The organism is Rahnella sp. AA (assembly GCF_002834385.1).
Taxonomy (GTDB): domain Bacteria; phylum Pseudomonadota; class Gammaproteobacteria; order Enterobacterales; family Enterobacteriaceae; genus Rahnella.
In genome coordinates, this window is record NZ_PITQ01000003.1 from 174,003 (window position 1) to 188,344 (window position 14,342).

At 51.3% G+C, this 14,342-nt stretch carries 11 protein-coding genes; 3 read left to right on the plus strand and 8 right to left on the minus strand.

Annotated features, from left to right (window positions below; genetic code table 11):
• Nucleotides 1–17: 17 nt before the first annotated feature.
• The 7 genes from CWS43_RS09135 to CWS43_RS09165 form a co-directional block, all read right to left on the minus strand.
• A complete protein-coding gene (locus CWS43_RS09135) occupies nucleotides 18–692 on the minus strand; it encodes a NifB/NifX family molybdenum-iron cluster-binding protein (RefSeq protein ID WP_101076629.1) in 675 nt (224 codons plus the stop codon).
• A gap of 14 nt (nucleotides 693–706) precedes the next feature.
• Entirely contained in the window at nucleotides 707–922 is a 216-nt protein-coding gene (nifT, locus tag CWS43_RS09140) for a putative nitrogen fixation protein NifT (protein WP_101076630.1), read from the minus strand.
• Nucleotides 923–999: 77 nt separating this feature from the next.
• A complete protein-coding gene (gene nifK / locus CWS43_RS09145; RefSeq protein ID WP_101076631.1) occupies nucleotides 1,000–2,568 on the minus strand; it encodes a nitrogenase molybdenum-iron protein subunit beta in 1,569 nt (522 codons plus the stop codon).
• Nucleotides 2,569–2,624: 56 nt separating this feature from the next.
• Complete coding sequence (nifD, locus tag CWS43_RS09150) at nucleotides 2,625–4,073, minus strand: nitrogenase molybdenum-iron protein alpha chain (protein WP_101076632.1); 1,449 nt, start codon at nucleotides 4,071–4,073, stop codon at nucleotides 2,625–2,627.
• A gap of 73 nt (nucleotides 4,074–4,146) precedes the next feature.
• Nucleotides 4,147–5,022: a nitrogenase iron protein gene (gene nifH / locus CWS43_RS09155; protein WP_101076633.1), complete on the minus strand. Its 876-nt coding sequence runs from the start codon at nucleotides 5,020–5,022 to the stop codon at nucleotides 4,147–4,149.
• A gap of 237 nt (nucleotides 5,023–5,259) precedes the next feature.
• Nucleotides 5,260–6,675 (minus strand): MFS transporter, encoded by a 1,416-nt coding sequence (locus tag CWS43_RS09160; RefSeq protein ID WP_101076634.1) that lies wholly within the window; start codon nucleotides 6,673–6,675, stop codon nucleotides 5,260–5,262.
• Between the two features lie 42 nt (nucleotides 6,676–6,717).
• On the minus strand, nucleotides 6,718–7,797 hold the full coding sequence (locus CWS43_RS09165) for a cellulase family glycosylhydrolase (RefSeq protein ID WP_101076635.1): 1,080 nt from the start codon (nucleotides 7,795–7,797) through the stop codon (nucleotides 6,718–6,720).
• Between the two features lie 200 nt (nucleotides 7,798–7,997).
• On the opposite strand from CWS43_RS09165, the gene CWS43_RS09170 reads away from it, so the two are divergent.
• A complete protein-coding gene (locus CWS43_RS09170) occupies nucleotides 7,998–9,008 on the plus strand; it encodes a LacI family DNA-binding transcriptional regulator (RefSeq protein ID WP_101076967.1) in 1,011 nt (336 codons plus the stop codon).
• Between the two features lie 71 nt (nucleotides 9,009–9,079).
• On the opposite strand, the gene CWS43_RS09175 is transcribed toward CWS43_RS09170, so the two are convergent.
• Nucleotides 9,080–11,287: a helix-turn-helix domain-containing protein gene (locus CWS43_RS09175; RefSeq protein WP_157825368.1), complete on the minus strand. Its 2,208-nt coding sequence runs from the start codon at nucleotides 11,285–11,287 to the stop codon at nucleotides 9,080–9,082.
• Nucleotides 11,288–11,640: 353 nt separating this feature from the next.
• On the opposite strand from CWS43_RS09175, the gene CWS43_RS09180 reads away from it, so the two are divergent.
• Both CWS43_RS09180 and CWS43_RS09185 read left to right on the plus strand, forming a co-directional pair.
• Nucleotides 11,641–12,810, plus strand: coding sequence for a M20 aminoacylase family protein (locus CWS43_RS09180; protein ID WP_101076637.1), 1,170 nt, complete (start codon nucleotides 11,641–11,643; stop codon nucleotides 12,808–12,810).
• Nucleotides 12,811–12,911: 101 nt separating this feature from the next.
• The gene (locus CWS43_RS09185) at nucleotides 12,912–14,309 is read left to right on the plus strand and encodes an MFS transporter (protein WP_101076638.1); all 1,398 of its coding nucleotides are present in this window, start codon (nucleotides 12,912–12,914) and stop codon (nucleotides 14,307–14,309) included.
• Nucleotides 14,310–14,342: the final 33 nt, after the last annotated feature.

Genomic DNA, 14,342 nt, shown 5'->3' on the forward strand with positions numbered 1-14,342 from the left:
GCGCCCCGGGTGGGAACCTAACTGAACAGACGGTTTTCCAGCGGATTGATTTTCCCCAGCCGGCGCGCCAGCCACGGCGGCATGTTGCCGGTCAGCATGTTTTGCAATGCGGCAAGCTGCGATTCAATACTGACACCGGGCACCACTTTGACGGGATGAATATTGTGACGGATGATCCGCGCGGCCGCCGGGCCGCCAATGGCTTCGCAGAACAGCAAATGACAGTCATTGATCAGACGGGCACGAGTTTCATTCGATTCTTCACCGTCCTGAGAGGCCGGTGTACGGCGCAGTGCCATCAGGTACGGCCCGTCGCTGTCAAAGGCATAGATGAAAAACAGATGTGACTGACCAAAATGACCGTTTACCGTGATGCCATCCAGAGACGAAAATGCCACCCTTAACTGCTGTGGCTGGCGGCGATTTTCCGTGAGGGTCAGATGCGGCGGTAATTCGCCTTGCAGGCAACTCATCAGCGACTGCCACCGGTTGAGCGTGATGGTGGCGCTGTCTCCGGGAAATGTGGCCTCGAGTTCTTCCAGACTCAGAGACTGCAAATGCGCCAGCCCGATCGTTTCATCATATTCCCGCCCACCCCGGGTGAGCCAGGTGAGCACATCAGGCGGTGGAATTTCGGGAAACACTTGCACCACGGCGAATAAACGCCAGAACAGCAGATCGTCTTTTGACATCGGATTCACTCCTCTCAGAGTTCTGAACGGGTTGCCCGCAGGCTGATGGGAAAGGTCGGCACCGCAGGCTGAGGTTCAACATAATAGGTTTTTCCGCCTTCAAGGCAGACGCGTCCCCCCCACCGCTGCGGGTGGTTGTGCTCCAGTTCTGTCACTTTGGCTTCCATATCCTGTTTGGCGATATAGCAATAAAGACTGTCATTACGCAGTCGGAAAATAACCATCGGCACAGGCACCTCCTGGCGTCTCGCGCCCCATCGGTAAAGGGAAAAACCCCGGAGCGCGAAAGCACCGGGGTCAGGGGGAGTTAGCGGATCAGGTCGAAGTTGTAGTCGGTTTTACCCAGCTTCATGGTTTCGCGATCCAGCTGCTCCAGCACGGCGTTCACCAGTTGGGTCAGCACGCTCATTGCGCCTTCGTATCCCCAGGTCGTCTGACGGTGCAGATGATGCCGGTCGAAAATCGGGAAACCGATGCGGATAAGCGGAACTTCAAACTGTTCACCCTTCGCCAGCGTGTCACGCTGAATGAATTTCCCGTACGAGTTGCCGATCATGAAATCCGGTTTGCGCGTGAACATCAGCGAACGGAAATGCCACAGATCACAGTTCACGTACACTTCGCTGTCCTGCCCGTAAGGTGAATCCGCCAGCATTTTCTTCATCGCTTTCTGCCAGCGTTTGTTGCCGTTATGGCTCAGGATCGTGGTCGGTTCACACCCCAGTTCCAGCAGGAACGCAGTCATGCCCATCACGAAATCCGGATCGCCGTACAGGCCAAAACGCTTGCCGTGCAGCCAGGTGTGCGAGTCAAGCATCATATCGACCAGGCGGCCACGCTCGGTTGCCAGGGCATCAGCAATCGGTTTGCCGGTCAGTTCGCTCACCGCCATCAGCAAGGCATCGGTGGCGGCCAGGCCGATAGGCACGCTGACTTCCGTCGCGGGTTGATTCCAGTCCCCCTGCACCAGTTTTTTGGTTTTCTGCAACTGCCACGGCTGCAACAACAATGTGTCGATAGCATCGGGCGCATCACGCATTTCATCTTGCGTGGTACCGCCTGCGTACATGCGGTAATGACCATCTGCCGGGGTATCAAGAACTTCGGACGGATCAGACAATACGCTACATTCAACGCCCATCTGTTCCATCATCCGGTGGATCACCCGGTAATTGCCCAGATAGGTTTCAAACCCGGTGACGACGTTGAGTTTAGCCAGTTTGCCAGGCTGATATTCACGCGCAGCATCGGTGGTAAATGTGCGGGCAAAACCTTCAAACATGTTGTCCCAGCCGGTCACATGGCTGCCCAGGAAGCTCGGCGTGTGGGCATACGGGACAGGCATACTGGCATCAACAAAACCGTCTTTCTTGGCGTTGGCAATAAAAGCCTGCAAGTCATCACCAATAACTTCGGCCATACAGGTCGTCGATACGGCAATAATGTCCGGTTTGTATAACGCGCTGGCGTTTTGCAGACCGGTGTTCATGTTGTTATTGCCCCCGAAAACGGCGGCGTCTTCGGTCATTGAGTCGGAAACACAGGCCACCGGCTCTTTGAAATGACGGTTAAAATAGGTGCGGAAATACGCCACACACCCTTGTGAACCGTGAACATACGGCAGCGTGTTGGCAAAGCCCAGCGCGCAAAGCACTGCGCCCAAAGGCTGGCAGGCTTTGGCGGGATCGACTGTCAGCGCTTCGCGCGTAAAGTTGAGATCCTGATACTCCTGCGTGGTCGTCCATTCGAAAACTTCACGGACTTTCGCGTCGCCGTAGGCTTCTTCAAGCGCACGCTTCTGGGTAAACATACTCTGATATTCATCCTGCTCGAACAGCGGGAAACAGGATTTTGGGGTGCCAAGATCTTGACTCATGTCTCTCTCCTTCCGCGCCACAAATCTGTGAACTGACGGAATCTCTGCGGCCTGAATCAGGCCGATTTCAACCAGGGGGCGGTCAGCTGGCTCCAGCCCGGATTGTTCAGGGTCATATCCATGTCACGCGCGAAAATACCAAAGCCGTCGTAACCATGATAAGGGCCGGAATAATCCCAGGAGTGCATCTGACGGAACGGCACACCCATTTTCTGGAAGATGTATTTTTCTTTGATGCCTGACCCGACCAGATCGGGTTTCAGCGCTTTCACAAAAGCTTCCAGCTCATAGCTGCTCAGATCATCGAACAGTAATGTGCCTTCTTTAAGCATCGGCAAAGTGCGGTCATAGTCATCGTTATGGCCAAATTCATAACCAGTACCGATGATCTCCATCCCCAGATCTTCATACGCCCCGATGATGTGACGCGGGCGCAGACCACCGAGGTACAGCAGCACTTTTTTGCCTTCCAGACGCGGACGGTATTTGTCGATAACGGCCTGAGTTTGCGCCTGATATTTTTCAATGACGGCCTCAGCGTTTTTCTGGATGGTTTCGTCAAAACGGGCAGCGATTTCGCGCAGGGATTCGGCAATTTTGGTCGGGCCAAAAAAGTTATATTCCATCCACGGAATGCCGTGTTTTTCTTCCATATGGCGGGAGATATAGTTCATCGAGCGGTAACAGTGCACCAGATTCAGCGCCACCTTTGGGGTGTTTTCCATCTCAACCAACGTACCGTCACCGGACCACTGTGCCACCACGCGCAGCCCCATTTCTTCGAGCAAAATACGCGATGCCCAGGCGTCACCGCCGATGTTGTAGTCACCGATAATGGCAACGTCATACGGCGTGGTTTCAAAGGTGTTGCCTTCGCGGTTATCCAGCACCCAGTCGCGGATCACGTCGTTAGCAATATGGTGGCCGAGGGACTGCGAGACACCACGGAACCCTTCACAGCGCACCGGCACAACCGGCTTACCGATTTTGGCACTGCTGGCTTTCGCCACCGCAGAGATATCATCCCCGATCAGCCCCACCGGGCATTCGGACTGCACCGAGATCCCTTTGGTGAGCGGGAATAACATCTCCAGTTCGTCGATCAGTTTGTCGAGCTTTTTATCGCCGCCAAACACGATGTCACGTTCCTGAAAATCACTGGTGAAGTTGAGGGTGCCAAAGCTGTTAACGCCGCTCCAGCCGGTGTAATAGTTGCGACGACCGGCGCGGGAATATTGACCACAGCCAATCGGGCCGTGAGAAATGTGCGCCATATCTTTGATCGGGCCAAAGACCACGCCTTTCGAACCGGCATACGCACAGCCGCGCACGGTCATGACGCCCGGCTGAGATTTGCGGTTAGAGACGATACACTTACCGACGCTTTCCATCGCCGGATCGGTGGTCATCATGTGTTTCTTACGATCTTTGAGCGCTTTCTCGGGGAAGATCTCCAGCACTTCCTGGATCAGCGCCTCATTGCGTTCGCGTGTTTCACTGGTCATAAAGACTCCACTGATTGCCTGAGAAGATGCACATTCCCTGCGGTTTGTGCATCTGCGGTTAAAGGGGAAGCACTCACGCCTCTTCGGCAGCGGTACGACCGACGATAGTCAGGTCTTCTTCTTCCATAATGCCGAATTCCATTAACAGGGCTTCCAGCTCGTCCATGGTGACCGGTGTCGGTACAACCATTTTGGTGTTGTTGACGATTTTGTTCGCCAGCGTGCGGTACTGATCGGCCTGCGCGCAGGTCGGGTCATATTCGATGACCGTCATGCGGCGTATTTCAGCCCGCTGTACGATGTTGTCGCGTGGAACGAAGTGAATCATCTGCGTGCCCAGTTTTTCAGCCAGCGCGATGATCAGTTCATCTTCGCGGTCTGTCTGACGGGAGTTACAAATCAACCCGGCCAGGCGCACTTTGCCTGATTTGGCATATTTCACGATGCCTTTGGAAATGTTGTTGGCGGCGTACATCGCCATCATTTCACCGGAGCAAACGATGTAAATTTCCTGCGCTTTGTTTTCGCGAATCGGCATTGCGAACCCGCCACACACCACGTCACCCAGTACGTCGTAAAACACGAAGTCCAGATCCGGCACATACGCGCCTTCTTCTTCCAGGAAGTTGATGGCGGTGATAACACCACGACCAGCACAACCCACACCCGGCTCAGGGCCGCCGGATTCGGCACAGCGAACGCCGCCGTAGCCGATTTGCATCACATCTTCCAGCTCCAGATCTTCCACAGAGCCCACTTCAGCCGCCATTTCCATAATGGTATTCTGTGCTTTCGCATGCAGAATCAGGCGGGTTGAGTCAGCTTTAGGGTCACAGCCGACAATCATGACTTTCTTCTTCATTTCGGCCAGAGCCGCTACAAGGTTCTGGGTGGTGGTGGATTTCCCAATACCCCCTTTCCCGTAGATTGCACATTGACGCATTGCCATCGTTTTCTCTCCTGTAGTGTCCAGTTGACGTACAGGTATGTGCAGTGTTTGTACCAATGTGCCCAACGTGTGTTGCCATTGAAAAACAAGGGGTTTTATTTGCCACCGCCGACAGGCTTAGAGGCAGAGAGAACAATCTGCGTACAGTTTGTTGTAAAGCGGACAAGTGAGATGGGTTTAGCCCGGGCAACGCCTCCCTGGTGAAGGGAGGCGTTGGGTTGACGTATAAAGGTAAAATCAGAAAGTTGAAGCATGCCCTGACAGAGGTTTAGTCTCTGACTCTGTTCCCTGCTCTGGCGCCTGAAAGGCTTCGCCTGATTTGCGGCGTTGTTCCAAAATTGCCAACACTTCAGCATGTTTATCTTCAGTAAAATCAAAGAACCACATGAAGCCGATACGAATTAATGAGCCGATTGCAGGCAACAGGCTGATACCAAAGAACAGCCCGTTGAGCACGTTTTCCGTTTGAAGTGCAGCCTGAGGGACGTAATGAATCGCGGTGAGAAATATCCCCACCAGCCCGCCACCGACGGCAACAGACATTTTACCGGTGAACGTCTGACCGGAAAACGTAATGGCCGCACAACGTTTGTTGGTTTTGTATTCGGCATATTCGATGGTGTCGACGATCATGGCCGACGTGAACAGATTGCTCATCATCACAAATACCGTGCTCAGCCCCAGCAGAATAAACAGCCAGGTCATGTTGTGGTATCCGCTGAACCACAAGACAATGCGTACCACAATATCCAGTGCGCAAAGCACAATAAACAGGGTGCGTTTTTTATAACGGCGCGTTAATAACGGTGCGGTCAGACAGGCAATCGCCGCTAATATTCCCATCACGCCAATTGCCGCCTGCAATGCCCCATCGCCCATATTATAAATAAAGAAATAGATGTAAATGCCGTTAGCGATATTGTGCAGGACGCAGAAAAAGAATGCCGCCAGAACAAAAAACAGTGGCCGGTTATTTTTCAGGTTATGGAACGTATCGCGCATGGTGACTTTTTCACTGCTGGGCGGCACCCGTTCTTTGATATTCCAGAACCCGTTGATCATCAGCAGCAACCCGATCACCATCATCACCACGGTCGCCATAAAGTAACCGTGGTCACCGGAGCCCGGCGCGAAAAACGCCGTCAGCCGGGGGAAGAAGATCGACGCACACGCGATACCGGCATTCACACCCAGTACGGCGGCGGTGACCGCTTTGGTGCGTTCTTTCGGCTCTGAGCTCATCACCGAACTCATCGACCAGAACGGAATATCCGAAATGGCATACAGCGTGCCCCACAATATATAGGTCGCACCGGCATAAAGAATTTTCGTTCCCATCGGCGCATCAATATTATAAAACGACGCCAGCGTGACCAGCGTAATCAGGAAAGGCGCCAGCAACATAAAATGGCGGAATTTCCCGAAGCGGGTCTGGATGGTATCCATGACGCTGGCAAACAGCGGATCATGAATCGCATCCCATGCACGGGCGACCAGAAATATGGTACTGGCCGCCAGCGCGGAAATACCCAGCACGTCGGTATAAAAATAGTTAATAAACGAACCTACTAACCCGAAACTGAAGCATTGCCCCAGCCCGTAACCAAAATAAGACCACAATTCCCTGGACGGGATTTTCATTGAAATCGTCATTTTTATTCAGCCTCGCACTTCCCTGTGCAGCATGTTGAAGGGTTATTTCATACGCGTTAAACGGCGGACCAGATCCATTTCAGCGCGGCGGAACGGAATACCGTATTCGTCCAGCACATCGTGGAACCACAAATGGGCGTAGTCGTGATTGCCCTTGCGCACTACCGGCCACGGCAGCGTGGTCTGGGTTTTTCCGCGCACCAGCCCCCACTGATAACACCCGGCGTTGAAGGCGCTGAACAACGGCAGTTGCTCTTCGATAACGCTGCCAACGTGGCGCGCCAGCCATTCTGTGCACAGCATCGGGCGGTTGAATTCTTGCCAGAAACGCAGCGCCTGCAAAAGTTTTGGCGTGGCGACGTAGGCGTGAAAACTGATGACATCAGAGAGTTTTGCCGCTGCTACATCAATCGGATGCGTGAAAAACTCGCTTTCCGGCTGATCCGGATCCTGCGAGAAATGCCACGCACCGACGGTCAGCGGTTGCTGCGGGTCTTCCTCACGTGCCCAGATAAACGCCTTTTGCATCAGTTCCAGCGCGAAAACTTCCAGCTTTTCGTCATACAACACTTCTTCCAGTCCGGTCGCAAACGTGCCGCGATTCCCCGGTTCGTTGTACAAATCCCAGATAGCGATGCGGGCGTCAGTGCGGAAATGGCGGATTATGTCGCGCACGTAATCCTCAACCTGCGGCCACATTTCGCGGTTACACACCACGTCGCGCCCCGGACTTGCCGCCGCCTGGCTGTTGTGTTTTCCCGGTTCCGGCGCTTTTTGCGGCCCGAGATACGGCTCGTCACCGGAAAAACCGCAATCGTCCATCAGCGTCAGCATCACTTTTATCCGGTGACGCGCAGCGATATCCAGAAACTGATCGATGCGCGCCAGCAAACCGTCGCGGTCATCCTGCCAGACGATAAACGGCAAATTGATGCGCAGCTGGTTGTAACCCGCGTCGTGCGCCCAGCCCAGTTCCTGATTGATCGTCACCGCATCAAAGGTTTCGCGTTGCCAGAGTTCCGTCCAGTTCACCGCTGTACGCGGTAAATAGTTGAATCCGCAAATCCATCCCTGCTGCTTGCTCCACTGCGCCGCCTGCTGTTCATTCCATTGCTCTTTCATCGCTCTTTCCTCGCGTTATCACTCATTGACTAATATTATTAGCTAATGTTTATTACCTGACTGACATTGCTGCAAATCCGTCATGCGGGTTCTGCAATTGAGATCACACTCTTTTTAGCCAGACTGCGTGGCGGTCGGGCAAAAAAGACCGCTGTGATATAGTGAAAAAGGAGAAATAAATGGCAGACGGGAAAAGGGAAATGGAGAAGAAAAACAAAGTCACGATGAGTGATATTGCGCGTGAAGCCGGGGTTTCGCAGGCCACCGTCTCGCTGATTTTAAACAATTCACGCTCGGTCAAACTCAGCGAAGAAACACGCCAGCGGGTGTTCAATACCGCACTTTCGCTGGGTTATAAAAAAATGCCCGCGCCACACAACGACAACGGACAGGAAGAAATTGCGCTGCTGATCAACGCGATGCCAGGTTATGACCCGTTTGTTGATGCGCTGAGCGAAGCCCGTGAGGCCGCCTGGCGGCAGAATACGCTGCTCACCGTTTATGATTACGGCGATGATGCTGAACTCGCGGTGCGGATTATTTCTCAACTGAACCAGCGCCGCTGTGTCGGGATTATCATCGCCTCTCCGGTGACTCAGGCGATTGATTTCTCACCCTTTGTTAACCAGACGGCGCTGCCTGTCGTTCTGCTGAATGTCTATGATCGCACGTACCCGCTGCTGCCCACTTTCCTGCCGGACGACCGCGCAAACGCATTGCAAATTACCCGCCATCTTATCGATCAGGGTGCCACGCGGATTGCGCACATCATGGGCGATAACTGGATGGAAGCGTGCGAAAAGCGTCTCGAAGGTTACCGTGAAGCCCTGACGCAGGCGGGAATGACGCCCGACGACCGGCTGGTGCAGGCCACCAACTGGTCACTGAATGAAACTTATCGCGCCACGTTACAGCTGATGGATCAGCCCGAACCGCCGGATGCAATTTTCTGCTCCAGCGACTGGATGACCATCGGCTGTTATCAGGCGCTGACCGAGCTGCATCTGCGGATCCCGCAGGACATTCTGATCGCCGGATACGACGACCAGCGCATCGCCGACCAGATGACGCCAAAACTCACCAGCGTCCAGTTGCCCTATAACGAATTAGGCCGGATGGCGGTGGAATATTTGTGCTCCGGCGAAGACGCCGCCACGCGCGTCATTATGGCGGGGAAATTAAAGGTGCGGGCGAGCACGGCGGCAATATAAACTGAAAATCAGACCGGTTTGATGGAAATAAATGCGTCTGATTTTGTTTCAGATCCCGACCTGCAACGATATCAGGGTGTAGTGATTTTATTTATTTCAAACAAACAGATAGCGTTCACATCCATCTCAACGCTCACTTTCCAGCATGCCGCAATATCCTCATCATACAGATGAAGATCGGGCGCGGAATGTACGTCGATAAAAGCCATAACCTCACTGTCGCGCCCAAAGCGCGTTGGCTGGCATTCAAACTGATGACAGAGCGCACCATGTTTCTGGTCAAAAAGGTGCCTCTTGATCTGATAACTGCCCTGTTCCATACCGGTTACGGCCACGTTTATCTGTTTGCGAAAGCCGGTCATCAGATGATTTTGCAACGACAGGCTGGGGTTGAAACTGACACTATGGGTGAGTAATACCCGATATCCCTGCGCTTTGCGCGTCACGATGTAGTTGTCACCCCGCGCTAAAACGACACCGTTTAGCCGCTCACGGAGCCGCAAGACATGAAACATCGGCCTGCGGGTGCTGCCCATATAAAATAATGACAAGCTGCTGGTATCGATTCGTTTATCTTCCCGCGTTTCCTTTTGTACTTCTGAATTGATCCAGAACCCCACAAACGCTATCGGTAAAGGCAGTGAGAGAAGCGTATCCATCAGCAATGCACCACGAAAAAATGAACCATTGGTGAGACGTGTATCGCCGGTTAATGTGTTCCAGGTTTGTAAAAACAGCGGGACAGAAAGATCGTGTTTCTTCAACTGCCCGAGAATATTTCTGGCATGTTGCTCAACAAAAAATTCAGCACCAGCGATATCTTCTTTAGCAAACCCGTCATGGCTGACCTTGTCATTTGCGTTCGCAGAAAATCCTAAAAAATCGATGTTCCTGATGAGGTGGCTGGTGAATAACGGCACCTGAGCCATTGCTTCTTTTTCTAACGGGAAAGGATAAAACACCCCGGTTTTCATCCGCGGCAATATCGCTTTAATCTTGCTACGCAAGCGCAAAAAACGGGCTTCAGAATCGGCGAAAAAATCAACGTTCGGGTGATAACTGAATGCCCATGAGCTGACATAATCATCGCCAAACTGCGTGATGTTATGCGCGACAAAATCAAGAAAGCGGAGAGTGCAACTGCGCATGTCTTCTTCAGACAGTTGAAAATGAATACTGATCAGCAGCGCAATCCCCTGCTTTTTGAGGAATTCAACGGCCATATCGGCGTTGGCATAATGTGAAAAGGAAGGGCATATTTCATCGGTTGGGAACCCCTCGGGCAGCGTGTTTTCCGAAATGATATGTTCAACGTGAATGTATTGCAGCGACATCTGTTCCCGCGCAGTCATAACCTGCTGTTGCACAGGCGCTTTCAGGAGTTCTTCGAGCCTGCCAATGCTTACGATATAGCCCGGATGCGGCAATTCCAGGGACACATCATCAGATGCAGGAAGTTCAATCATCCATTTTTCCGTGGACAGGGGTTCCAGCTCCGCCATTTGTTCATGCGCAGTCAAACTATTGCCCAGAAGTGCCAAAAGCTCTGAGGGGCGGATTTCCCCAAAACGTGCAGGACGTTCAGGCGGAGTCCTCACGGGGAACTCAAACCCTCCGGTCACCGGGGATTTTCCCTCGCGATAGAGCGAGCGATATTTGTTTGGCGTCATCGCGTATCGGGTTTTAAAAAGCGCAGTGAAATTGCGCGTATCGTAAAACCCGTTCTCTTCCACAATTTGATAAAGTGGCTTGTCTGTTTTTTCCAGTGCGTCTATACAGCACATAAAACGAAGTTGTGTCAGGTAGGTTTTAAAGCTGATGCCGACTTCCTGAGAAAATAACCGGGAGAAATAAGCCGGAGAGGTATGGCTAATTTTTGCCAGAAGTGAAAGCGACAGCGGTTTATTGTAATTATCTTGCAGGTAATCGAGCGTGTTCTTAATTCTTACTGAATGCGTTTTTTGCTGAGATTCCGCGATGTGTGTCCTGCTTTGCTTGAAATACATAATCAGCAGGCTCAGTAAATTTGACAGAAGAGCGTTGACCTCAAGCAGACCGGTTTCTTTATTGCTTTGTAATTTACTTATAGCGAGACGCATTATTATTTCGCGTAACAAACCACGATGTTCGTGGCCTTCCTCAACGTCAAGGCAAAAACGGGCCGCCGCATAATTTGTATAATAACGAGAGAAGTATCGATGTGAAATATTCACTTTAATGATGATATTTCCCGTTTCACTGTTGATCTGGTAGCGTTCATATTGGTTAACGACCACCATTTCCTGCTGCCGCAGCGATAATTCTGCGCCCTGCAACACTACCGCTGCCTCTCCTTGCAAAATACAGAAAAGCGTGACGCCATCATACCCCTGGCTCTCTTCCTCGAAAATATTCACAATATCGACAGAATAATTTTTAAATGTTTTCTGATGCATGCTTATCCCTCTGCGTTTATTTCACCCTGCAGGAAAAGACACGCCAACAAATGGTGCATCATTTTTCTACATTCCCGCATATGGCACTGTAAAGTGCGCAAAATTTGCTGCCTATTGGGAAAGTAACCGCCTGTTCCCATTTTCAGGCCGCTTTATAATGCAGGGAGTCCATAAATAAAAGTGAAGGAAAAAATGCTATGTCCAACATCAGGGAAATACTCGAGAAAAACAAAGAAAATTATGTGACATTAAGACACCAATTACATAGTCAACCGGAAACCGGTCTTGACGAATTTTATACCAGTAATGTCGTTGCCGAAAAGCTGGCAACCTGGGGATATGAGGTTCACCGGGGCATGGCTCAGACCGGTGTTGTCGGCACGCTGCGCGCAGGCAATGGCAAAAAAGTGCTGGGGCTACGGGCTGATATGGATGCTTTGCCCATGCAAGAGCACAGCGGCAAAGCCTGGGCCAGCCGTGTTGATGGAAAATTCCATGGTTGCGGGCACGACGGACACACCACCATTTTGCTATTTGCGGCAGAGTATCTCGCTAAAACGCGCAATTTTAACGGTACCCTGAACGTTATTTTCCAGCCGGGTGAAGAATTGCTATACGGCGGGAAAATAATGCTACAGGACGGCTTATTTACGCAATTTCCCTGTGATGCGATCTTTGCTTTACATAATATGCCTGGTTTGAAAAAAGGCACATTTCATTTCAGAAAAGGCGCGATGATGGCCTCTTCCGATACTATTGAAATTGAAGTGACTGGCGTCGGGGGGCACGGTGCATATCCGGAGAAAACCACGGATGCGGCAATGATTGCCTGCCACATCGTTGTCGCGCTGCAAACTATTGTGTCGCGTAATCTTATCCCATTTGAACCTGGTGTTGTTACGGTAGGCAGTATTCAATCCGGGCAGGCACCCAATATTATTAATGCCAGCGCACGTTTACAACTTTCAGTCAGAGCGCTGAACGGAAAGGTGCGCAATTTACTGGTGAAACGCATCACCGAAATTGCAGAAGGACAAGCGAAAAGCTTTGGCGCAACGGTTAAAATACTCCACATAAACAGCTGCCCGGAATTAGTTAACGGCTGCGATGCCACTGATTTCGCCATCAGCGTGGCAAAAGAGTTAATGGACTCCGCCATGATTTGCGAAAACACGCACCCCATGATGGGCAGTGAAGACTTTGCTTTCATGCTGGAAGAAAACCCCAACGGCAGCTATTTAATGATAGGTGCAGGTGATGAACCAGAATGCTGCCCTGTGCATAATCCCGGTTATGATTTTAATGATGACCTGATTATTCCTGGCGCGACCTACTGGTGTTCATTAACCGAAAAATTCCTTAAGTAATAAAATACCGGAGAATGACTCCCTGTTAATTAAGGGCGGGGAGCTTTTGCCATGTACTCAGTGAACATGGCTATTTTTATATTTAATGAAGAGGCCTCTCTATGTCACCCACAAGACTCAATAAATATCATACGCCATTTAAAGGCGGTGACAGGTTAACGTTTGGCATCGTTCTGGGCGTATTAACCTTCTGGCTTTTTGCTCAGTCGATGATGAATATTGTCCCGGCCATTCAGGAAGACATCGATATCCCTTCTGCTTCACTTAATCTTTCTATCAGCCTCACTGCTTTATTTTCCGGTTGCTTTATTGTGGTGGCCGGTGGCGTGGCAGATAAAATTGGCCGCGTTAAAATGACCTACATAGGTTTTATCTTAAGCATTGTCGGCTGCCTGCTAATAATATTCGCCGATAATACCCTGCTCTTTGCCGCCGGCCGTATCGTTCAGGGGCTCTCTGGCGCTTGTATAATGCCCGCGACGCTTGCGCTGATGAAAACGTACTACGAGGGGAAAGATCGTCAGCGGGCATTAAGTTTCTGGTCGATTGGCTCATGGGGAGGTTCCGGCGTTTGCTCGCTTTTTGGTGGTGCGGTCGCCACCACCATGGGCTGGAAGTGGATATTCATCTTTTCAATATTTTGCGCATTATTAGGCATGCTGCTTATTCGCGGCACGCCGGAAAGTAAAGTCGCCGGGAAGAATCAGCCCCGTTTTGACTATTTCGGCCTGTGCGCATTTGTAATCATGCTCATCTCGCTGAATCTGCTGATCACGAAAGGCAGTTCGCTGGGGTGGGTAAGCCAGCCTATGGTCATTCTTTTCGCGGTATTCATTGTTTCCGGCATCGTATTTTTCAAACACAGCTTTGCCAAACAACAAGCCAGTTTCATCGATTTTTCGTTATTCAAAAATAAGCCCTATGCTGCCGCAACTTTCTCAAACTTCATGCTCAATGCTGCGGCCGGAACATTATTAGTCGCCAGTTTGTACGTGCAGCAGATTCGTGGGTTCAACGCGTTCCAATCAGGAATGCTGACAATTGGTTATCTGATTGCCGTGCTTGCCATGATCAGGGTTGGCGAGAAATTACTGCAAAAAATCGGCGCCAAAACTCCCATGATGTTAGGCACCTTTATGACGGGGGTTGGGATCGCATTGATGGCGCTGACATTTTTATCTAACACGTATTATGTCGTCGTCGTATTAATTGGTTATATCCTGTTTGGCCTCGGCCTTGGGTTCTACGCCACGCCTTCGACAGATACCGCCATTTCCAGCGCGCCCGCGGATAAAATAGGGATAGCTTCGGGTATCTATAAAATGGCGAGTTCATTAGGGGGAGCCTTCGGTGTCGCCATTTCAGCGTCGGTTTACACCGCATTACAATACGCTGGCGGCGCGGTTGCTGCGACGGCGGGTTTACTGGTTAACGTATTGTTTTGCCTGCTTTCGCTTATCGCAATTATTGTTATGGTTCCCAAAGAACGCGGGAAATAAACGCCGTGTATCCCGCGTTCATAAACTGTGCTG